Source organism: Synechococcus sp. RC10A2 (assembly GCF_047502605.1).
This window is the reverse complement of the sequence record NZ_JANSHP010000101.1, coordinates 1-20,403: the sequence shown is the minus strand read 5'-3', so window position 1 is coordinate 20,403 and position 20,403 is coordinate 1. Positions and strand designations below refer to the sequence as shown.

General features: G+C 61.2%; 20 protein-coding genes, 1 tRNA gene and 1 pseudogene. 17 read left to right on the top strand and 5 right to left on the bottom strand.

Translation table 11 applies throughout. From position 1 onward, the window contains the following. The first annotated feature begins 230 nt into the window (after positions 1–230). From NW848_RS14220 to NW848_RS14200, 5 genes are all read left to right on the top strand, one after another. Positions 231–986, top strand: coding sequence for an ankyrin repeat domain-containing protein (locus tag NW848_RS14220; RefSeq protein WP_099812733.1), 756 nt, complete (start codon positions 231–233; stop codon positions 984–986). 730 nt (positions 987–1,716) lie between these two features. Continuing rightward, positions 1,717–2,067: a hypothetical protein gene (locus NW848_RS14215; protein WP_011431451.1), complete on the top strand. Its 351-nt coding sequence runs from the start codon at positions 1,717–1,719 to the stop codon at positions 2,065–2,067. Positions 2,068–2,349: 282 nt separating this feature from the next. After that, on the top strand, positions 2,350–3,270 hold the full coding sequence (locus NW848_RS14210; RefSeq protein WP_414402519.1) for an L-lactate dehydrogenase: 921 nt from the start codon (positions 2,350–2,352) through the stop codon (positions 3,268–3,270). A 157-nt stretch (positions 3,271–3,427) separates the two neighbouring features. Then, positions 3,428–4,060: a tRNA (guanosine(46)-N7)-methyltransferase TrmB gene (trmB, locus tag NW848_RS14205; RefSeq protein ID WP_041439245.1), complete on the top strand. Its 633-nt coding sequence runs from the start codon at positions 3,428–3,430 to the stop codon at positions 4,058–4,060. Positions 4,061–4,127: 67 nt separating this feature from the next. Then, positions 4,128–5,741, top strand: coding sequence for a CPBP family intramembrane glutamic endopeptidase (locus tag NW848_RS14200; RefSeq protein WP_011431455.1), 1,614 nt, complete (start codon positions 4,128–4,130; stop codon positions 5,739–5,741). A 12-nt stretch (positions 5,742–5,753) separates the two neighbouring features. Here the strand turns inward: NW848_RS14200 and NW848_RS14195 are convergent, their stop codons facing one another. Genes NW848_RS14195 through NW848_RS14185 form a run of 3 tightly spaced genes read right to left on the bottom strand, consistent with a single transcriptional unit; the run spans position 5,754 to position 8,548 of the window. Next, the gene (locus NW848_RS14195) at positions 5,754–6,779 is read right to left on the bottom strand and encodes a J domain-containing protein (protein ID WP_011431456.1); all 1,026 of its coding nucleotides are present in this window, start codon (positions 6,777–6,779) and stop codon (positions 5,754–5,756) included. Beyond that, positions 6,737–7,663, bottom strand: a complete 927-nt coding sequence (locus NW848_RS14190; RefSeq protein WP_414402514.1) for an ABC transporter substrate-binding protein — start codon at positions 7,661–7,663, stop codon at positions 6,737–6,739. Before NW848_RS14190 ends, NW848_RS14195 begins: the two co-directional genes overlap by 43 nt. 30 nt (positions 7,664–7,693) lie before the next feature. Beyond that, positions 7,694–8,548, bottom strand: a complete 855-nt coding sequence (locus NW848_RS14185; protein WP_414402515.1) for an inositol monophosphatase family protein — start codon at positions 8,546–8,548, stop codon at positions 7,694–7,696. A gap of 297 nt (positions 8,549–8,845) precedes the next feature. Between NW848_RS14185 and NW848_RS14180 the strand changes: the two genes are divergently transcribed. From NW848_RS14180 to coaD, 6 genes are all read left to right on the top strand, one after another. After that, a complete protein-coding gene (locus tag NW848_RS14180; RefSeq protein ID WP_228375359.1) occupies positions 8,846–9,448 on the top strand; it encodes an FHA domain-containing protein in 603 nt (200 codons plus the stop codon). A 20-nt stretch (positions 9,449–9,468) separates the two neighbouring features. Beyond that, a tRNA-Gln gene (locus tag NW848_RS14175) sits at positions 9,469–9,540 on the top strand. 211 nt (positions 9,541–9,751) lie between these two features. After that, the gene (locus NW848_RS14170; RefSeq protein ID WP_414508985.1) at positions 9,752–11,233 is read left to right on the top strand and encodes a cobyric acid synthase; all 1,482 of its coding nucleotides are present in this window, start codon (positions 9,752–9,754) and stop codon (positions 11,231–11,233) included. Between the two features lie 68 nt (positions 11,234–11,301). Then, positions 11,302–12,312, top strand: coding sequence for a UDP-glucose 4-epimerase GalE (gene galE, locus NW848_RS14165; RefSeq protein ID WP_414508986.1), 1,011 nt, complete (start codon positions 11,302–11,304; stop codon positions 12,310–12,312). A gap of 71 nt (positions 12,313–12,383) precedes the next feature. Beyond that, positions 12,384–12,719, top strand: a complete 336-nt coding sequence (gene cutA / locus NW848_RS14160; protein WP_414401745.1) for a divalent-cation tolerance protein CutA — start codon at positions 12,384–12,386, stop codon at positions 12,717–12,719. A 25-nt stretch (positions 12,720–12,744) separates the two neighbouring features. Beyond that, positions 12,745–13,227 (top strand): pantetheine-phosphate adenylyltransferase, encoded by a 483-nt coding sequence (gene coaD / locus NW848_RS14155; protein ID WP_414401744.1) that lies wholly within the window; start codon positions 12,745–12,747, stop codon positions 13,225–13,227. On the opposite strand, the gene psbQ is transcribed toward coaD, so the two are convergent. After that, on the bottom strand, positions 13,216–13,638 hold the full coding sequence (psbQ, locus tag NW848_RS14150) for a photosystem II protein PsbQ (protein ID WP_414508987.1): 423 nt from the start codon (positions 13,636–13,638) through the stop codon (positions 13,216–13,218). The genes coaD and psbQ overlap by 12 nt on opposite strands. Positions 13,639–13,801: 163 nt before the next feature. Here psbQ and NW848_RS14145 point away from each other — a divergent pair, with 163 nt between their 5' ends. The 4 genes from NW848_RS14145 to NW848_RS14130 all read left to right on the top strand — a co-directional run bounded on the left by NW848_RS14145 (position 13,802) and on the right by NW848_RS14130 (position 18,592). Further along, entirely contained in the window at positions 13,802–14,980 is a 1,179-nt protein-coding gene (locus NW848_RS14145) for a TRC40/GET3/ArsA family transport-energizing ATPase (RefSeq protein ID WP_414390718.1), read from the top strand. Between the two features lie 342 nt (positions 14,981–15,322). Then, on the top strand, positions 15,323–16,678 hold the full coding sequence (gene trmFO, locus NW848_RS14140; protein WP_414347011.1) for an FADH(2)-oxidizing methylenetetrahydrofolate--tRNA-(uracil(54)-C(5))-methyltransferase TrmFO: 1,356 nt from the start codon (positions 15,323–15,325) through the stop codon (positions 16,676–16,678). A gap of 57 nt (positions 16,679–16,735) precedes the next feature. After that, on the top strand, positions 16,736–17,947 hold the full coding sequence (locus NW848_RS14135) for an acetate kinase (RefSeq protein WP_099812726.1): 1,212 nt from the start codon (positions 16,736–16,738) through the stop codon (positions 17,945–17,947). A gap of 174 nt (positions 17,948–18,121) precedes the next feature. Continuing rightward, positions 18,122–18,592: a hypothetical protein gene (locus NW848_RS14130; protein ID WP_099812725.1), complete on the top strand. Its 471-nt coding sequence runs from the start codon at positions 18,122–18,124 to the stop codon at positions 18,590–18,592. 227 nt (positions 18,593–18,819) lie between these two features. Here NW848_RS14130 and NW848_RS14125 read toward each other — a convergent pair. Beyond that, positions 18,820–19,036: pseudogene (locus NW848_RS14125) on the bottom strand (RNA-guided endonuclease TnpB family protein); the annotation flags it as partial. 107 nt (positions 19,037–19,143) lie between these two features. Here NW848_RS14125 and remA point away from each other — a divergent pair. Continuing rightward, positions 19,144–19,413: an extracellular matrix/biofilm regulator RemA gene (gene remA / locus NW848_RS14120; RefSeq protein WP_011431477.1), complete on the top strand. Its 270-nt coding sequence runs from the start codon at positions 19,144–19,146 to the stop codon at positions 19,411–19,413. A 94-nt stretch (positions 19,414–19,507) separates the two neighbouring features. Continuing rightward, positions 19,508–20,161, top strand: a complete 654-nt coding sequence (gmk, locus tag NW848_RS14115) for a guanylate kinase (RefSeq protein ID WP_011431478.1) — start codon at positions 19,508–19,510, stop codon at positions 20,159–20,161. The last annotated feature ends 242 nt before the right edge of the window (positions 20,162–20,403 follow it).

The window sequence follows — 20,403 nt, the reverse complement described above, 5'->3', positions numbered from 1 at the left end:
TCATGCAATTTAGATCCAATCTAGTAGAGAATCATTCTCATGTTGAGGCATGGTGCTGCATTGACCATTCTGACTGAGCGCTAAGAGGCATCTCTTCGCACAGCTACCTCAGAGGCAGGGATCCAGTGCTAGACTTTGCCCAAGTTGTAAATTCCAGACTTTGCCTAACTCTACTCCTAACTGTTCTCAAAGTACTTTTAGCTGTCTCTAAGTCCTATTTCTGAGTGACTATGAGCGAAGCACTGCACCGCGCCCTTGCCAATGAAGACCCGCAAGGATTGCTGGCTTACTTGCAGCAAGGGGGAGATGTGAATGCTCCCGATTCGCAGGGGTTCACCCCGCTTCACAAAGCAGTACTCATCGGCAATCTGGAGCTGTTGGACTTGCTTTTGGCTTATGGCGCTTCCGTCGACTCGATGGATTCCACAGGGGCTACGCCGCTCCATTTGGCTGCTGCCAGCGGCCAGGTGGAAGTGGTGGAGCGGCTTCTCAAGGCAGGCAGCGATATCGATCTGCTAGATCGCTATGGATACACTCCTCTCCATCGGGCTGCCCTAACCGATCAGGCAGAAGTTATTGGTCTGCTGATCCAAAAAGGGGCAAAAACCTGTGGCGTTCTCCACTGGGCTACAGCTACGGGTAGGAAAAGCGTTCTCGCCCGCTTGCTCTCCAAGGGGGCACCGGTGGATGCCGTTGATGAGACGGGGCGAACTCCTCTGCACGAGGCGGCCACACAAGGACACTTGGGCATCGCTCGCTTTCTCATTTTGTACGGGGCCGATGTCAACGCGCGCAACCGCTTCGGGGCGACACCCATGCACTGGGCTGCCTGGGAAGGGCATATCCAGATCCTAGAGCTGCTGTTGGAAAATGGGGCCGAATTAAACCCCCGCAATCACGATGGACACACTCCCCTCGCCTATGCCCAGAAACGTCAGCACAGGCTAGCTGCCCAATGGCTGCAAGACCGAGGCGCAACCCTTTAGTTTGGCTTAAGGGATCCCTACTTCTTGGGAGACGGGAGATAGAGTTGGAAGGAATTCCACAGAAAAAGGAGAGAGGATGTTAGATTTCCCCTCTCCGATCTCTTCGTCGCGGTTAGCGTTAACGCCATCTAGATTCTAATCGATAACTCGCATCTGGTTCAATTCCTTTCTCCAGATTTTAATCTTCTTCCAACATCATTTTTTAGAGAACAAAACAAAGACGGAACAGCTAGCTTGTTCCGAAAACATCCGTTTATCTCCTTACTTTCTAGAGGATTGGTAGCCATTCCAAATAGCTCAAGATACTTCCCCAGCGCTTCACGCCGCTTTCGCTTGCTGGCCCGCCGACGCAAGCGCGATCACCCTCGACTGCTACCTCCTACTTCAACACGATGTTGGCGGAAAACCTCCCCCTCTCCCATTAATTGATATTTAGTCTCATTAACTTTGTGGAGAAAAAGGGATCCCTGCCAAGCGCAGGATGGCCAGTTCCGCCGGCGCGGGATCCCTGCTGCGTCCAAGACAAGAGAGGAAGACTGATGGATATGACTCCACCACTCAACCGGGTGACAGTATAGCACTATTGAGATTAAGTTGCAATATATTCCATGACACATCGGTTCCTCTTTGATAAAGACTTGCATCAAACCGAGTGAGTCTGGTAGAGTACCTAGCTAAAGTAGTTGGAAAAATTTGCAGCTAGGTCTTCGCAGGTTGCGGAGTGGTGAGCATGACATGGCAACAGGTTCAGGCGGGCGTGTGGTGTCGGCAGTTGGGGCAATTGGCGCCCCAGTGGTGGCTGGGGTGGAGTCCTGAGCAGGGCTTCCGGCTCTATCGCCAAGAGTCCCTACCTTCTCTCTCTGCTTTGCGGATTCGCTGCCAAGAGCGAGATGGCTGGCTGGATGTGTTTTTGGGAGAAGCGGAGCAACATCTCCAGCGGCGGCGCAGTCTCTTAGACGCAACGGCGCGGGTGGCTTTGCACTACTTGCCGGAAGAGCTGGTTCAGATTCGGTCTCTTCCACGTCCTCATGAGCGCATTCCTCTGGAGCTTTGGCAGCGGCTAACCCAGCAACGGAGTTGAGGTCTACCCAAGAATTCTTAAAAAACCATTAAAACCCTTACTGAGCTGCATTCAAAGTCACTTCACCCCGCGGGGATCCGAGGCGACCGGGAAGGCGGAAGTTCTCTTCCCTTCCAGCCTTTCTTGCTCTGGGGAGCGATAGCCCCTCTGCTCTTTTTCTCTCCGCCTGGCCAGGCTTAAGCTGGGAAGGGAAGTGCAGCGGCTGAAGCCATGACCGTTTCTGAGCACCAACCCAAGCCACGCTTTGAGCAGCAAGCCGGTGGGCTGACTGCTCGCCGCCTTTTGAAGGGATCCATCATCGGCGCCGGGCAGGTGGGCATGGCCTGCGCCTACGCGATGCTTATCCAGAACACCCTCGATGAGCTGGTGATCCACGACATCGACCGCGCCAAGCTGGAAGGGGAAGTGATGGATCTGGTGCATGGGATCCCCTTTGTCGAGCCGACGCGGATCTGGGCAGGGGAGCTGGCTGACTGCGCCGGGTCTGATGTGGTGATTTTAACGGCAGGGGCCAAGCAGCGGCCTGGAGAAAGCCGCTTGGATTTGGTCCACCGCAACGTCGAGATCTTCAAAAGCCTGATCCCGGCCCTGATGGAGCATTGCCCCAGCGCCATTTTCCTGGTGGTGAGCAACCCCGTTGACGTCATGACCTATGTTTCCCTGAAGTTAGCGGGGCTGCCGGCGGGGCAGGTGCTGGGGTCGGGAACGGTTTTGGATACGGCTCGCTTTCGCTATCTGTTGGCCCAGAGGCTGGGGGTGGATCCGCGCAGCCTGCACGCCTACATCATCGGCGAACATGGGGATAGCGAGGTGGCCGTCTGGAGCAAGGTGAACATCGCCGGCACGCCGATTGGCCAGCTCTCGCCGGAATGGGATCCCGCCCATTTGGGCGATATCTTCGAGCAGGTGCGCAATGCCGCCTATGAGATCATCCGCCGCAAAGGGGCCACCAGCTATGCCATTGGTCTGGGGGTGGCACAAATTGTCCAGGCCCTGGTACGGGATCAGCGGCGCGTTTTAACCGTGAGCAGCCTCACCCAGGGAGAATATGACCTGCCGGAGGTCTGCCTTAGTTTGCCGAGAGTGGTCGGTCGGCAAGGGGTGGAGCGCACGCTGGCCATGTCCCTCACCGAGAGCGAGCGGCAGCAACTGCACCGCTCTGCCCACATCTTGCGGCAAGTCATCGACAGCATCCGGTGGTAGAGCTGGGCTGCCGGATCCCGTTTGTTTTGGATCCACCGTTGGGTTCGCTACGGCTGTGGCTGACGGCAGGAGGTGGTCTGTGGAAGCGGACGTGCAGCGAGCACAGCAGGCCCAACTTGAGAAAGGCTCCTCTGTTCCCCCCTGGACAGGGATCCCGCTGCAGAAGGGTCTCGGCCAGCGACTGCGGCAACACGTCAACCCCCTGCAGGCTCAGTACCAACAACCCACCCCCCCACCCCACTGGGAACGGGTGTATCGGCGACTGGGGCAGCCCTTGCATTTGGATATCGGCTCAGGGAGCGGACGCTTTTTGCTGCGCATGGCCCAGGAGCAGCCCGACTGGAACTTTTTGGGGGTAGAGATTCGACAGCCGCTGGTGGAGCGGGCCAATGCTTGGCGGGACGAGCTGGGGCTGGATAACGTCCATTTTCTGTTTGCCAACATCAACGTCTCCCTGCGGCATCTGTTTGCGCCGGGAGATCTCAGCCGGGTCACCATCCAATTTCCGGATCCCTGGTTTAAAAAGCGCCATCACAAGCGGCGGATCGTCCAACCGCGACTGGTGGCGGATCTGGCCCTGCTGCTGCAACCGGGCAGCCCCGTCTTCCTGCAGTCGGACGTGCGGGAAGTGGCCGAGGAGATGGTCGATCGTTTCCTAGAGCATCCGCAGTTTTGGAATCCCTACCAGGGGCCCATCGATGACAACCCCTTCGGCATTCCCACCGAGCGGGAGTGGCAGTGCCTGCAGTTGGGTCTGCCCATCTACCGTTATTGGCTAGAGCGACGCTGACCCCTTTATCCGGCTGAAGCCAATAGAAGCTAGGATATAACCCGCTGGAGTTGCCTCGGTTGCTGCCATGTCTCCCTCTGAAGCCACGGCCTCTGTCGATCCCTTTTCCGCTTGGCTTTCTGTTCGCCGAGGGATCCTCAACCTGCTGAGCCTATTGGCCCTTTTGATTGTCGGGCTTTCGCTTTCCAGCAGTTGGTTTCAGCCGCCGCCGCAAACGCAGTTGGATCTGTTGCAAACCAATCTCGCCCTGCAGGCTGCCCGCACCCTCGACGATCCCCGCTATCAGGACCTGGCGCGGGCTCTGCTGGGGCAGAACGTTTTCGAGCTGGCCCACAATCGCTACCAGCAGGTGGCCGACAACTACGCCGAACGCCTGCAGCGCCTCAAACGGATGGCACGGCTGGAAAGGGCGACTTCCTCGGCAGGGGGCAAACCCGAATTGGCCAGGGTATCAGATGCGGTGGGGCCGGCCTCAACCCCAGAAGAAGTGGATCCCGTCCTCCTGGCTTCTGTCCAGGATCTGCAGGCGGAGCTGGACGCCCTGCGGCTGCGCCTGGGTCTGCTCTACGTCTACCAGGAGGATCTGGAGGCAGCCCAGCAGCAGTGGCAAGAGGTAGTCGATCCAGAACGTCCCTTGGAGCTGGAATCCGGCCAGAAGAGGGTGGCACAGGTTTTACAAGGGCTGTGGGGAACGCCACGGCGCATCTTGCCAGAGGCCGAGGTGCAAATCCGCAACCACCTGGACGGTTGGTTTGAGGCGGTGGCCCTGCAGCAGCTCTACCGGCTGCAACAGCGCAGCGACAGCCTCAATGCCCTCAACCAGCAGCAGGAAAAATTGGCCTTGGCAGCCCTGTTCCGGCTGGCGGTGGTGGGCGGGATCCCGCTGCTGGGGGCGCTGCTGGGGCTGGTGCTCTTGTTGGGCTGGCTGGGCTGGAGCTTCTGGCGCCAACGTCCTCTTGTGGGCCCGCCGTGGGAGGTGCCTTGGCCGGGGATCGGGGCGCAGGCGGTCCTGACCGGTTGGTTTTTGGGTTTCATTCTCCTCAATGCGCTGGTGCCTCGCCTTTACACGGTCGGGCTCGGCCTGGGGACGCAGCAGCTCAGCCCTTGGCATCAGGCGGTGGCCCTGTTTCTCACCTACAATGCGGGCGCTCTGCTGGGGGCGGCGCTGTTGTACCGGCTTCTTCGGCTCTATCCCGGTTGGCAGAAGGTGCTGCAGGTGCGGCTGTGGGGCCCTTGGATCCTCTGGGGCCTGGGCGGCTACTGGGCGGCCCTGCCTTTGGTGGTGCTGGCAGCGGCGCTGTCGCAGTTGCTGCTGCCCCAGGCAGGGGGCGGGAACCCCATCTTGCCTCTGCTGCTGGAGAGCCATGGCTGGGGGGCGCGCTTGGTGTTTTTGGCCGTGGTGTCTGTCTGTGCCCCTGTTTTTGAGGAGGTGCTGTTCCGGGGCTTTTGGCTGCCGACGCTGAGCCGCTACTTGCCGATGGGGGCTGCCATCTTGCTCAGCGCCTTCACCTTTGCCCTTGCCCACCTCAACCTTTCCGATCTGTTGCCTTTGACCATGCTGGGGGTGGTGCTGGGGGTGGTGTACAGCCACAGCCGCAACCTGCTGGCCCCCATCCTGTTGCACAGCCTCTGGAATACGGGATCCCTGGTCACGCTGCTGGTGTTGGGGGGCGCTTCCTGAGGGGAGTTTGGCCTACTTTTTCTTGCCGAAGAGGCGGCTCCAGAAGCCGCCGCTATCCTCTTTGCGCGGCGGTGGCACGATTTTCTGGGCCTGGGAGGTCTGACGGCTGGCCGAGGGAACGGGAACCGGCTGTTGGGTGGTGACCTGCTGCAGCCAGCGGCGCACCTCGGCCATCAACTCGGCGTTGGCCGGCTCGAGGCGGCTCGCCTGCAGGAAGTCGGCCTTGGCCATGCCAGCGTTGCCCTGCTTGAGGTGGGCGATACCTCGGTGCAGATAGTAACGGGCCACGTTGGGCTGGGCGCTGATGGCGAAGTTTAAATACTGGATGGCAACCCGGTACTGCTTGCGCTCGATCATGTCCAGCGCCTGCAGGAAACGGGTCTCAGCGGGGCTAAGTTGCGGGGTTGGGGGCGAAGGAGGGGCGGGCTGGACAGGGGGAGCGGTGGGTGGAGCAGCCGGGATCCCGCCCAAGGTGGTGCGGCTGGGGGAAGGGGTTGGGATCCCCGTCGGGGTGGTGGTTTTGGCAGCAGGGGCGGGGATCCCTTTGTAGCCGGCCTTGAGCAGCAGGTAGGCTAGGTTGAGCTCGCTCAACTGCTCGGTTTTCTCCAGCAGGGTGGCCATAGAGCTGTATTGCTCTTTGGCCAGCTTCTCCACCCGCCGGACATATTCTTCCTGCCAATCGGCGCGCTCGGCCAGGTCTTTGACAGCTTCTCCAGTGGGCCACAGATCGGGGGGTGGCGACTCCAGCAGGCGTTGAACGCGCAGCTTGAGCACAGTCTCATATTCTGACCGCTCTCGCTCCTTGGCCAGCACCTCGTTGGCCGGGCTGACCAGCTTGGCGAAGAGGACGTTGGCCCGCTCTGCCCCTTCCGGATCCCCGACAAAGCGATCCGGGTGCAGAGCCTTGGCCGCCTGCAGGTAGCCGCGTCGGATCCCTTTGGCATCGGCGGTGAGGGGCACGCCCAAGATGGCGAAATGGTCGGTCTCGTAGCGGGCTAGCCCTCGGGTGAGGCGGGGGACATCAGAGTTGGATCCCATAGTTGCCACTTCTCCAAGATGCGTTGCAAAGTTCCGTTTTCGGTCAGGACTGCGATCGCCCCATCCACGGCTTCCTTCAGGGAAGGATGCTGTGAGGATACCACGCCCACCAAAGGAATCGGGAACAGAGGCGGCCCCGCCAGGCGCAGCCGGGATCCCGCCTGGCGCAGGCTCAGGGCGGCAACGGGCTGATCGACGAGCACCGCATCCAACTGGCCAGCCTGGAGCTGGGCAAACAAGCGATCCGGGTTGCTGGTGGCAAAAAGACGAATGGCGTTGCCCCGCCTCTCGTTGTACGCCTCCAACAGAGCGGCTCCCGTACTGTTAACTACAATGCCCACTTTGCGGCCAAAGAGTTGCGACAGCGCCTCAATGGGAGCTTCCTCTGGCCCGGGATCCCGTACCACCAAGCGCTGCGGGCTGAGGTAGTAGGGTCGGGTGGCGAGAAACTGCTGCGGATCCAAGCCCAAAGCTTCCCGCGCCCCCCAGATGAGATCCACCTCATCCGCTTGCAAAGCCGCCAACTGCTCGCTCCAAGCCACATAGACGGGCTCCACTCGCACCTGCAGCGTCTGGGCAAGCGCCTCCAGGATATCCCACTCGAAGCCGGCGTAGGTTTGCCGCTCCAGGTCGGTGTAGAGGTAAGCCGGGCCCAGGCTGGGATCCAGGCCAACCCGGATGCGCCCCCGCGCCTGAATCTCGGCCCAACGGGAATCGGGAACCTGTGCTCGCTCGCTGGCAGGAGCGGGCAGGGTCGGCTTTGGGGCAGGCTGAGGGTAGGCCGGGATCCCCAAGAGCAGCGCCAGGCCAAACCCTGCCGCCCAACAACGACGCCGGAGTCTTTTCCCGACTAAGTTGCCTCCCTTGCTTTGCAAAAGCGCCATGACTTGCTGGCCTTTACGTAGACTTTGACTTTAGCTGCTGCGCTCTCCGAGCTGGCGATTCCGCCGCAGCGGGAAGGAAACCGGCAGGGGGCTGACCTGGGCCAGTTCTTCTTGGAGAGCAGCATGGAGCCAGCCGTTGCTGGCCAGCAGGCGGCCACTGTACACATCCACCGGGCTGCCATCGTAGGCGGTGACCTTGCCGCCCGCCTCTCGCACCAAGACAATCCCGGCGGCAATGTCCCAGGGGGAGAGGCCCCGCTCCCAATAGCCGTCCAACTGGCCGGTGGCCACGTAGGCCAAGTCCAGGGCAGCCGATCCACCTCGCCGCACTCCCTGGGTGAGGTGGGTGAAGTGGCAGAACTCGGCGTAGTTGTTGTCGGGGGTTTCGCGGCGGTCGTAGGCAAAGCCGGTAACTAAGAGGCTGTGGGAGAGTTCAGTTGTGGAAGAGACGCGGATGGGCTGGCGGTTGCGGGTGGCGCCCATCCCTTGTACGGCGCGAAAGAGATCCCCGCGAAAGATGTCGTAGATCACCCCCAGCACCGGCTCCCGCCCCTCCAGCAGACCAATAGAGACGGCAGCAAAGGGATAGCCATGGGCAAAGTTGGTGGTGCCATCGAGGGGATCGATCATCCAGGCGTAGGCGCCCTGCGGGGATCCCTGCTGGCCGGATTCTTCCGTCAAGATCACATCTTCGGGGAAGTGCCGCCTTAAGATTTTCAAGATAAGCTCCTCGGAAGCGCGATCCGCTGCTGTTACCAAGTCGCCCGGACGTTTCTCCTCAATGGCAAGGGTGCCCCCCACGTAACTGCGCAGCAAAGCCCCTGCCTCCAGGGCCGCCTCTGTGGCCACATCTAACCGACGCAACAGGGCCTCCGTCACACCCACACCTCAAGGCTACAAACCTGCTACCCAGAATAGCCCGCCCGCGGCCAAGGCTGTGGCTCCCAAGGGATCCCTTAAAACGGGAATAGCTCCGACCTGAACCCAAACCCAATTTTTCCAATTTTTTTTAGGAAAAGGGAGTATCTCCAAGGCTGCCTGTGGTGTATAGTAGTGTACATTAAGGCCTATGAGTTTTCCACTAGCCCGCCAACGCCGGGGGGATGTTGGGTGTCTCCTAGTTTCTGGGAACTCTAGGGTTCAGGGAGTTGGACTGGAAGAGCCAGGCTGCCGGGCAGGTAGTTGAGCGTCGAGGAGGAAACGCTGTTGCCCCAGAGCTACGACGATTTTTTTACCTCTACTACGGCAGTGGGCAGAGGCCATCTGTCCGGCAGTCAGGACTTCGATCTGCCGTTGGATCTGTTCGACCAAGTCCCGCAGCAGCCGGTGTCTCACCCGGAGTTCACCCTGTCCGTCTGCCATCCTGTGCGGCCCTGCAGCTACATCCTGCGGGAGAGCATTTACACGATCGGACGGGATCCCTCCAATGCCATCCAGATTGTCAACCGCTTCGTCTCCCGCCGCCACGCCTATTTGGTGCGAGTGCCCACCAAGTCCAATCGCACAGGATTTACGTATTGTCTAGTCGACGGCAACCGCAAGGGGCAGTCCAGCACCAATGGGGTGTTCGTCAACGGCACGCGGGTAGCTACCCACTACTTGAGGAGTGGCGATGTTATCTACTTTGGGCCGGAGATCCGCGCCTACTTCTTCGAGGTGGCCCGCATTCCCCCTCTGCCCAACCCTTTTGAGGTCAACCCTGACCTCGGCAAAGGATCCAACTTGGTTCCTGAGGAGATGAGAGGTGGCCGCAGCCCGTTGACAGATCCAAGGTTGCATCGCTAAAGTAGTCAAGCAGTGTAAATTGGGGCATCGCCAAGCGGTAAGGCAGCGGGTTTTGGTCCCGCCATTCGGTGGTTCGAATCCATCTGCCCCAGTCTTAAGCTGGGCTAGGTCTGCTTGAGACAGCAGAAGGCTTTTTTGGGCAGTTCCCCTTCGCTGATTCGGGAACTTCCCGCTAGGCGCAAGGGTACGCTTTTTGCATTGCTGGCGCGAAGACTTTGGCCAGCAGAGGGCCAATCCGTCAACCTAGCGCAGTCGGCTTAGGGGAGAGGGTGGACAATCGGCCTGGGAGGGAAAGGGAGCCGAATGAGCAGTGCTTGCCGATCCTTGATGGTCGTGGGGACTTCTTCCCACGTGGGCAAAACCCTTTTGGTAGCTGCCCTCTGTCGCCTTCTCAAAAAGGCGGGGAAGAAGGTTGCCCCTTTCAAGGCCCAGAACATGTCGCTGAATGCCTACGTCACCCCGGAGGGCCATGAGATTGCCTATGCGCAGGCTCTGCAGGCTTGGGCCGCCGGGATCCCGCCCGCGGTGGAGATGAACCCGATTTTGCTCAAGCCGCAGGGCAACCTGACTTCCCAGGTCGTCCTCAACGGCGTGGCAGTAGATACCTGTCGCGCCGGCGAGTACTACGAGCGCTGGTTTGCGCCGGCCTGGGAGGCGGTGAAAACGGCCCTGACCCGCTTGCAACAGCAGTACGAGTGGATTATCTGCGAGGGGGCAGGCAGCCCGGCGGAGGTAAACCTCAAACACCGGGATCTGGCCAACACGCGGGTGGCTTTGCATCTGGGATCTCCCACCTGGCTGGTGGCGGACATCGACCGGGGTGGGGCGCTGGCCCATGTGGTGGGCACCCTGCAGTTGCTGGAGCCGGCCGAGCGGGCCCTGATTCGCGGCATTGTTATCAACAAGTTTCGCGGCGCACGGGAGCTGCTGCAGCCCGGCCTGGATTGGCTGGAGAACTACACCGGGATCCCCGTGGTTGGAGTTCTGCCCTGGCTGGACTGGGCGCTGCCGCAGGAAGATTCGCTGGGCCTGGAGGCCGGCCCCCACCTCTGGGAAGTTCGCCGTCCCCGGCGGGGAGACCGGCTGGAGATTGCCGTGGTTCGCCTGCCCCAGGTGGCCAATTTCTCCGACTTCGACCCCTTGCTAGCAGAGCCCAGCGTCCATCTGCGCTGGGTTGTCCCTGGCCAGAGCCTGGGATCCCCCGATGTGGTCATCCTGCCCGGCAGCAAAACCACCCTCAAGGATCTGTTGGCATTGCAAAAGACCGGCCTGGCCGACCAACTGCGCCTCTATTCCGGCCACATCGTCGGCATCTGCGGCGGGCTGCAGATGTTGGGGCAAACCATCGCCGATCCCGCCGGCCTAGAGGGAGTTGCCGGCACCTACCCCGGGCTGGGCTTCCTGCCGCTGACTACTGTCTTGCAACCCACCAAGGTTACCCAGCAGGTGCAGACGCAAAGCCGCTGGCCCGCCCCCGCTCCCGTCCAGGGGTACGAAATCCATCAGGGATCCACCCAGGCCGATCCCGCTGGCTGCCTGCCGATCTTCGAGCAAGAAGGCCTGGGCTGGCGGGATCCCACAGGCCGGGTCTGGGGCAGCTATCTGCACGGCCTCTTCGACAACCACCGCTGGCGGCGCCACTGGCTAAACGAGCTGCGCCGCCAAAAAGGCTGGGATCCCTTGCCGGAGTTGGACGGCCACTATGCCCAGCAACGCGAAGAACTGCTGGATCGTCTGGCAGAGGCCTGGCGGCCTCATCTGGATTGGCATCAGCTCCTGGAATAGGCCGGGGCCATTGCCAAGGTCTGCAAGAGTAGCTGTATTCTAGACAGGAATTTCCTTCCCCCTGACCTATGCGGCTTCTGGTTACCGGCGGCGCGGGCTATATCGGCAGCCACACCTGTAAGGCCCTGGCAGCCCACGGCCACCTGCCAATTGCCTACGACAACCTGGTTTACGGCCACCCTTGGGCCGTTCGCTGGGGGCCTTTGGAAATCGGCGACATTGCCGACCGCCAGCGGCTGGATCAGGTCATTCGGCAGTATCGGCCCGAAGGGGTGATTCACTTTGCCGCCTATGCCTACGTGGGCGAGTCGGTCAAGGATCCGGGCAAATACTACCGCAACAACGTGGCCGGATCCCTGACCTTGCTGGAGGCCATCCGGGATCACGGGATCCCCTACCTTGTCTTCTCCAGCACCTGTGCCACCTACGGCGTGCCGGAGCAGATCCCGATCCCGGAAACCCACCCCCAGCGCCCCATCAACCCCTACGGCCAGAGCAAGCTGGTGGTGGAGCAGATGCTGCGGGACTTCCAGACCGCCCACGGGATCCGGTTTATCAGCCTGCGCTACTTCAACGCCGCCGGCGCCGATCCCGACGGAGAAATCGGCGAAGCCCACGACCCCGAAACCCACCTCATCCCCCTGGTGCTGGAAGTCGCCGCCGGCCAACGCCCCCACATCACTGTTTTTGGCGACGACTACGACACCCTCGATGGCACCTGTATCCGCGACTACATCCATGTCGCCGACCTGGCGCAGGCCCATGTGTTGGCCTTAGAAGCGCTGGCGTCTGGCCAGCCTGTGCAGGCAGCCTACAACCTGGGCAATGGCCAGGGCTTCTCTGTTCAGGAGGTGATCGCCACGGCAGCAGCGGTAACTGGAAGACAGATCCCGGTGCAAGTTGGAGCCCGTCGACCGGGGGATCCCCCCTGCTTGGTGGGCGATGCCACGGCCATCCAGCGGGATCTCAACTGGCAGCCCCGCTATGCCGACTTGGCCGAGATCCTGCAGACAGCTTGGCGCTGGCACCAAAGGCGGCCCTATTTTGCCAAGGCCACACCGCCGCTCCGGGGGGCTTGACCCAACTGGGATGGCGATCCGAGGATCCAGCGGTACGATCAGGGGAGGTCGACGCCTAGAGCTTGCTTCCGATGGAGGAAAAGACCGCCCCCGATACCCTGGCGGTTGTCATGACCACCGTGGGATCCGAAGCCGACGCCCATCGTTTGGCACACACTCTGGTGGCCGAGCGCTATGTGGCCTGTGCCCAGGTGCTGCCGCCGATCACCTCCTACTACCGCTGGCAGGGATCCCTGCAGAGGGAGGCCGAGTTTTTGCTGTTGCTCAAATTGCCCTCCACTGCTTATCCCCGCCTGGAACAGCGGCTGCGGCAGCTCCACCCCTACCAGGAGCCGGAGATCCTGGCTATCCCGGCCAGCCACGTGAGTGCAACCTATTTGGCTTGGGCGCGAGAGCAGGTAGGGTAAGGAAAAGCGGTACTCCCCTTAGACCATGATCGCCCTCTATCCTGGCAGCTTTGACCCGATCACCCTTGGGCACCTCGATATCATCGAGCGGGCCAGCCGCCTGTTTTCCAAGGTGATCGTCGCCGTCTTGAAAAACCCCAACAAGACCCCTCTGTTCAGCCCGGAGCAGCGGCAGGCTCAGATTAGCCTTTCTGTTGCCCACCTAAAAAACGTTGAGGTCGATACTTTTTCCGGCTTGACAGTGGCTTATGCCCGCCAACGGGGGGCAAAAGTTATCGTGCGCGGCTTGCGCGTCTTGTCCGACTTTGACGTGGAGCTGCAGATGGCCCACACCAACAAGCTGCTGGCCCCCGAGCTGGAAACCCTTTTCCTTGCCACCGCCAGCGAACACAGCTTCGTCAGCAGCAGCCTGGTCAAGGAGGTGGCCAAGCTGGGCGGCCCCATCGATCACCTGGTGCCCCCGCCGGTAGTTCAAGATCTGCGGGAGCGTTTTCCCTTAGCTGGATGAAGGGATCCCTGCCTGGGAAAACAGGGCCTTCAGCTCTTGCAACGTCTTTCTCACCTTGGCCTGGGCCACCTCCACCTCCGGCTGGTCGTAGGCTTTGGCGGCAAAGTCCAGTTGCTCCAAGCCGCGGCCCATCTCCTTGGCCAAGCGCAGCATCTCCCGCTTTTGCTGCTGGGGCAAGGTGTTTGCCAGGCTAGTTAGGGTCTTGCGGGTCAGGCCCATCGGCCCGTGAATGTAGGAGCGGATCTCGAGCCAGTCCTCGGCATCCACCAGGCTCTGCAGCTGCTCCACCTGTTGCTCCAGCTGCTGCAGCTCTCGGGGCAAGGCGGCAGCCGCCTGGACGGGAAGGGATCCCAGCCACAGACCCAATGTGAGGATGGCAATCAGCAGCAGATTGGGCCAACGACGCATCATCTTACACCTCCCATCCGCCTTCACAGGCTTGCTTTCTGGCCGTTACTTCCTTGGCCAGCCATAGGCAATCAATAGTGTACCTGGTAACTGCCCTCCAGGCCGCTGTGGGCAGAGGGGCAAATCGGTTAGCCTAGAGCTGTAAAAGAACGTAAAGAGCGCTCCCATGCAACGCATCATCCTCATGACCGGCAAAGGTGGGGTCGGCAAGACCTCGATGGCGGCAGCAACCGGCTGGCGTTGTGCCGAGCTCGGCCTGAAGACCCTGGTGTTGAGCACGGATCCGGCCCACTCCTTGGCCGACAGTTTCGACCAGCCCCTGGGCCACGAGCCGGTGGAGGTCAAGCCCAACCTCTGGGGAGCAGAGCTAGACGCCCTGCAGGAGCTGGAGCTGAACTGGGGATCCGTCAAGACCTACATCACGCAGGTGTTGCAGGCCCGCGGGCTGGATGGCGTGCAGGCCCAGGAGCTGGCGGTGCTGCCGGGGATGGACGAGATCTTCGCCCTGGTGCGGGTCAACCGCCACTACGACGAGGGCAAGTTTGATGTGCTGATTATCGACTCGGCTCCCACCGGTACGGCCTTGCGCCTTTTGAGCCTGCCCGATGTTTCCGGCTGGTACATGCGCAAGTTCTACAAACCTTTGCAGGGGTTGGCGCGGGTGCTGCGCCCCATTGCCGAGCCGATTGTAAAAGGGCTAACCGGGATCCCCCTGCCGGATGACCAGGTGCTGGATGCCCCCTACGAGTTCTACCAGAAGATCGAGCGGCTGGAGCGCATCCTCACCGACAACCGCATCACCTCGGTGCGCCTAGTCACCAACCCCGAAAAGATGGTGATCAAGGAGTCGCTGCGGGCCCATGCCTACCTCAGCCTCTACGGCGTCGCCACCGATTTGGTGATTGCCAACCGCATTTTGCCGGAAGGGGTGGTGGATCCCTACTTTGCCGCCTGGAAGGCCGCCCAGCAGAAATATCGCCAGGAGATCCACGAGAACTTTGCCCCCCTGCCGGTGGTGGAGATCCCGCTTTACCCAGAGGAGCTGGTGGGGTGGGACGCCCTGGCCCGCCTGAAAAAGGATCTCTGGGGGGATCGCAACCCGGCGGAGGTGTTCTACGCCGAGCAGACGATGAACGTGGCTAGCGACAACGGCCAGTACCGCCTGGATCTGTACTTGCCCGGGATCCCAAAAGAGCAGGTGGAGCTGAGCAAAACTGGCGACGAGCTCAACATCCGCATTGGCAACCACCGCCGCAACCTGGTGTTGCCCCAGACCCTGGCCGCCATGAAGCCGGCCCGTGCCAAGATGGAGGAAGATTACCTGCGCATCCATTTTGCCGCCTGAAGCCGCAGGGCAGTGTCCTGCTTGCCGTTTGCCAAAAAGTAGGCTTGTTGGAGTTGTTCCTGGTCGAGAGTGGGCATATTTGCAGGACGGGAGGAACTCTGGCTGGAAGAGAGCCCACGGAGGGGTGGGGAAGCGCCTTCATCTAGCTGTAGCCCTCTTCGGGCAAGGAGTTGGGCAGCAGCCTGGTTGGCCTCCATCGGTGGGGCCTATTCTCCAACCGCTTGCCCTACACCGTCTAGCTTGAGCCATGCTGATCATCAAGGTCACCTCCTTGGGAGGTTGCTCTTCTGGCCCAGCGAGGGCCCCTTTTTCGCTTCCTGAGGACTGTTGCGGGAGGTCATGATGCCCCATTCCATGAGCCGAGCAGAGACCCTAGCTCCCATCCATGTGGTGGGTGGGGGGCTGGCGGGGACAGAAGCCGCCTGGCAGATTGCCCAGTTGGGGGTGCCCGTCATCCTGTCGGAGATGCGCCCTGTGCGGCAGAGCCCGGCCCACCACACGGATCAACTGGGAGAGCTGGTGTGCAGCAATTCCTTCGGGGCCCTAGCCAGCGACCGGGCGGCAGGCCTGCTCAAGGAAGAGCTGCGCCAACTGGGATCCCTGGTCATCGCCACCGCCGATCGCCACGCCGTGCCGGCAGGGGGAGCCCTGGCCGTGGATCGGGCCCGCTTTAGCCAGGCCCTAACGGAAGCCATCGCCAACCATCCCCTCATCACCCTGCGCCGGGAGGAGGTGACCGGGATCCCGGAAGGGATAGCCGTCCTCTGCACGGGCCCGCTGACCAGCGAGCCCTTAGCTAAGGCGCTGCAAGCTTTTACGGGCCTGGAATACCTGAGCTTTTTTGACGCTTCCAGCCCCATTGTTACCGGGGATTCCCTCAACCGGGCGGTGGTGTTTCAGGCTTCCCGCTACGACAAGGGGGAAGCGGCCTACCTCAACTGCCCCATGACCGAGGCGGAGTACGAGCGCTTCTGGCAGGCGCTGGTGGAGGCCGAGCAGGTGCCCCTCAAAGACTTTGAAAAGGAGGAGCGCAAGTTTTTCGAGGGCTGCCTGCCCATTGAAGAAATGGCCCGCCGCGGCAAAGATACTCTCCGCTTTGGGCCCCTGAAGCCGGTGGGGCTGGTGGATCCCCGCACGGGATCGCGGCCCTATGCGGTGGTGCAGTTGCGCCAGGAGGACAAAGCGGGCAAGCTGTGGAACCTGGTGGGCTTTCAAACCAATTTGAAGTGGGGAGAACAGCAGCGGGTCTTTCGCCTCATCCCTGGCCTGGAGGCGGCGGAGTTTGTCCGCTTTGGCGTGATGCACCGCAACACCTTTTTGAATTCGCCGCAGCTTCTGTTGCCTACGTTGCAATTTCGCCGCCGGCCAACGCTGTTGGCTGCCGGCCAGTTGGTGGGCACCGAAGGCTACGCCTGTGCCGTGGCAGGAGGGTGGCTGGCCGGACAGAACGCCGCCCGCCTGGCCCTGGGGCTGCCTTTGATCACGCTGCCGCCGGAGACGATGATGGGATCCCTATTCCAGTTCATCAGCAGCGCCGATCCCAAGCACTTCCAGCCCATGCCGGCCAATTTTGGCCTCCTGCCGGAGCTGGAGGGGCAAAAAGTTCGCAGCAAACAAGAGCGCTACGCCCGCTACCGGGATCGCGCCTTGGCTGCTCTGGCGGCCACAGGCCTGGTGCGCCAGGCGCAAACTGCCTGAGTTCCCAACCCTGCAGGCGCAAACGGCCAGCTAGCCTGGAATAAAAGGAGGGATCCCGTGCCCATCCTGGTCGTCAACGCCGGCTCCAGCAGCCTCAAGTCCTCTCTCTTTGCAACCGTTGAGGGCAAGGTGGAGGCCACCCCCCTCTGGCAGGCGCAGGTGGACTTTGCCTACCAGTCCGGCCAAGTCTTGATTCAAACTCGGCGGCGGGGCGGCCCCTGGGAATCTTTTCCCCCCCTTGCCCCAGAAGCCGGCATTAGCGGTTTGGCTCCCCTCTTTCAAAGCCTCTGGCAGGGGGAGGGATCCCCGTTGGCCACAGCGGCTGAGATCAAGGCCATTGGCCACCGGGTGGTGCATGGGGGATCCCTCTATCGCCAGCCCACCTTGATTACGCCCGAGGTGGAACAGGCCATCGAGCAACTAAGCCCCCTGGCACCGGCTCACAATCCCCCTGCTCTTGAGGGCATTCGCCTCCTGCGCCAACTGTTGCCTGGGATCCCGCAGGTGGCTGTCTTCGACACCGCTTTTCACCAGCAGATGCCTGCGGCAGCCGCCCTCTATCCTCTTCCCTACGCCTGGGCCGAGCAAGGGATCCGCCGCTACGGCTTCCACGGCATCAACCACGAGCACTGCGCCCGCCGCGCCGCTGAGATCCTGGGCCGGCCCCTGGAAGAGCTGCAGCTCATCACCTGCCACCTGGGCAATGGCTGTTCTCTGGCGGCCATTCGCGGGGGCCACAGCGTCGACACCACCATGGGCTACACCCCCCTGGAGGGCCTGATGATGGGATCCCGCTCCGGCTCGGTGGATCCGGGGATCCTCATCCACCAGTTGCGCCGGGGCATGGACGTGGAGGAGCTGGATCGGATCTTGAACCGGGAATCGGGCTTGCAGGGCGTGTCCGGCCTCAGCAGCGACATGCGAGTGATCCTGGAAGCCATGCAGGCAGGCCATGCCCGCGCCGAGCTGGCCTTTAACCTCTTCATCCACCGCCTGCGCAGCCAGATTGGGGCCATGCTCATGAGCCTGGATCGGCTGGATGCTTTGGTCTTCTCCGGCGGCATCGGGGAAAACGCGGCGCCGGTACGGGCCGCAGCCTGTGCCAACCTAGGCTTTTTGGGGATCCAGATCGACCCAGTTCTCAACGCCGGATCCCCGCGCAACTGCGACATCAGCACCTCTGATGCTCCGGTGCGGGTGTTGGTCATCTCAGCCCAGGAAGACTGGGCCATTGCCAATGCCTGCCAAAAGCTCCTGCAAGAGGAATAGGCGAAGGAGCTCAGGCTGCTTCTAGCCAGGTTTTCTCCTTTCCAAGGACTGGCTCCGTCGAGACCCTCCCGCCACAATGGAGCCAAAGCCCTGGGCAGGGGAGGATAGGAGGAACCCTCCCTTTCTGCCAAGAGAAGACTTGCAACCCAGCTCATTTGAAGGTAACGGAAACCTATGCAGCCTGCCCAACTCCTGAACAGACGGATCCCCCTGCTGTGGCTCCTGGGCGTCGTTTTGGCGGGATGCGGGGAGACGACCAGCAGCAGCCCCCTGCCCCTGCCGACGCCCCTCCCTCCTCCTTCTCTCACCATCACCGATCTCTCGCCCCGCACCGTCCCCGTAGGGCAAACCCCCACCTTTGTCGTCTCCTTCCGCGTCGAGGCTCCTGCCGGGATCCGCGGATCCAACGCTTTCTTGGCTGCCGTCACCACTCCCCTGGGCAACTTTGTAACCCTAGGGGCTTTCGACGCTTCCCAATTGCCCGGCTGCTTCGTTGGAGCCACCGCCTGTACCGTAACAGGGCTTACCCTGCCCCAGAGCCGCTTTACCGTCACCCAGACGGGATCCCATCAACTCACCATCAGCGTTTTCGATCGCCAGGAGCGGCTGGGCAGCGGCAGCTTTACCTTCAACGGCGTGCTCTAGAGCTCAAAAGCGGAATCCAGCCTTGCTAAGCAAAACGCCACCGAGAATTTGCAAACGCAAGGGGCCTCCTCGTCGCCAGCGCAGACGTTGACAAGGCTTTGCTTCTCTGAGGAGAAAGCCATTTCCAGTAGCCATAGAACGGCTTGCTGCCTAATACCTGCACTTTCTTGGGAAAAAGGGTAAACTACCCGGCTCCAACCGCCCTCCACACCCCCCGTATACGGGGGGATGGACCTACATACCTGCACAGCCAAGTTGCTGGACAGCCCAAACCGTGCATGGATTTCGCGGTCGCTCAGAGACTGAAGCTGAAGAGCGTTGGTTATCTTCTCTGGCGTGTTTTGGTTGGCAGGCCTGGGCAAAGGCATCCAAAGTTGCATCCAGCTTTGTGGCTTGCGAGGCAGATACCTTGAGCTTGCAGAAGATAGTCAGGACTTGGGTCATGCTGGTTATATTAGGCGCTATCGCTCCCCACCGTATAGACGGTGGGGTGTCCCGCGCATTCAGATGAAGGCTGCTGGCCGGACAGGCGCTAGATTGGCTGATTAACCATGGATACTCGCCTAATCAACATCGGCTTTGGCAATATCGTCGCCGCCGGGCGCGTTATCGCCATTGTCAGTCCTGAGTCAGCTCCCATCAAACGCATCATTAGCGACGCCCGCGAAAGAGGCCAGTTGGTGGACGCGACCTACGGTCGCCGCACCCGCGCCGTAATCATCACCGATTCCGGGCACGTCATCCTCTCGGCCATTCAGCCGGAAACCGTTGCCAACCGCTTCCTTACTGCCAAAGTCGGTGCGCCGGAGGAACCTGAGTAAGGGCCTCACAAGCAGCCTGCGAGGCCGAGAGTGAGATATCCTAAAACAAACCAAACCAGCCAACTGTCCAGCCGTCCTTTGTCGCTCTCCGCCTATGGCAGTTTCTTCCACTACGCTCTCCTCGCCAACTCCCCCTGAGTGCCTGCAGCAACAGGAAGCCCCTCGGCCTCCTGCCACTCGCGGTCGCCTGGTGGTTTTGACAGGGCCCAGTGGGGTGGGCAAAGGCACTCTGGTCAGCCAATTGCGCCAGCGCCACCCTGAGCTGTACTTTTCTGTCTCGGTAACCACCCGCCCCCCCCGCCCTGGGGAACAGGAAGGCGTCAACTACTACTTCCGCACTCGCGAGGAGTTCCTCAACCTGATTGAAGCCGATGAGTTGTTGGAATGGGCCCAGTACGCAGGTAACTTTTACGGCACTCCCCGCGAGATCGTGTTCCAAAAACTCAGCCAGGGTCAGGATGTGCTTCTGGAAATTGAACTGGCCGGGGCCCGCCAGGTGAGACAACAGTGTCCCGATGCCATTCGCATCTTCCTGTCTCCTCCCTCGCTAGAAGAGCTCGAACGCCGCATTCGCGAACGCGGACAAGACTCTGAAGCCAGCATCCAACGCCGTCTGCAACAGGCTCGCAAAGAATTGGATGCCAAAGACGAATTCGACTACGTGATCGTCAACGACAATCTAGAGCAGGCTCTACAGGAGCTGGAAGCCTTGCTTTATCCTCCCTCTCCAGGGAAGGGGCAATCCTAGGAGCTCTGCGACTCTACGCGCTTTTTTCCGAGAGCTCGCGTCTTTTTCTTAACTAAAAAACGGCGACACAAGCCTCGGCATCCACGCCAAGTGCTTTTTGACACTCCCCCGACTCAAGTCGGGGAATTCTCACGCAGTCCACAACCGGAATCGCGAAGGCGCTGTCAAGACGCCCCTACACACAAAGGGATAGCTTGGTAGCCCCGCACTTGAGTGCAGGGCGGAAAAGCCCGCTAGCCACT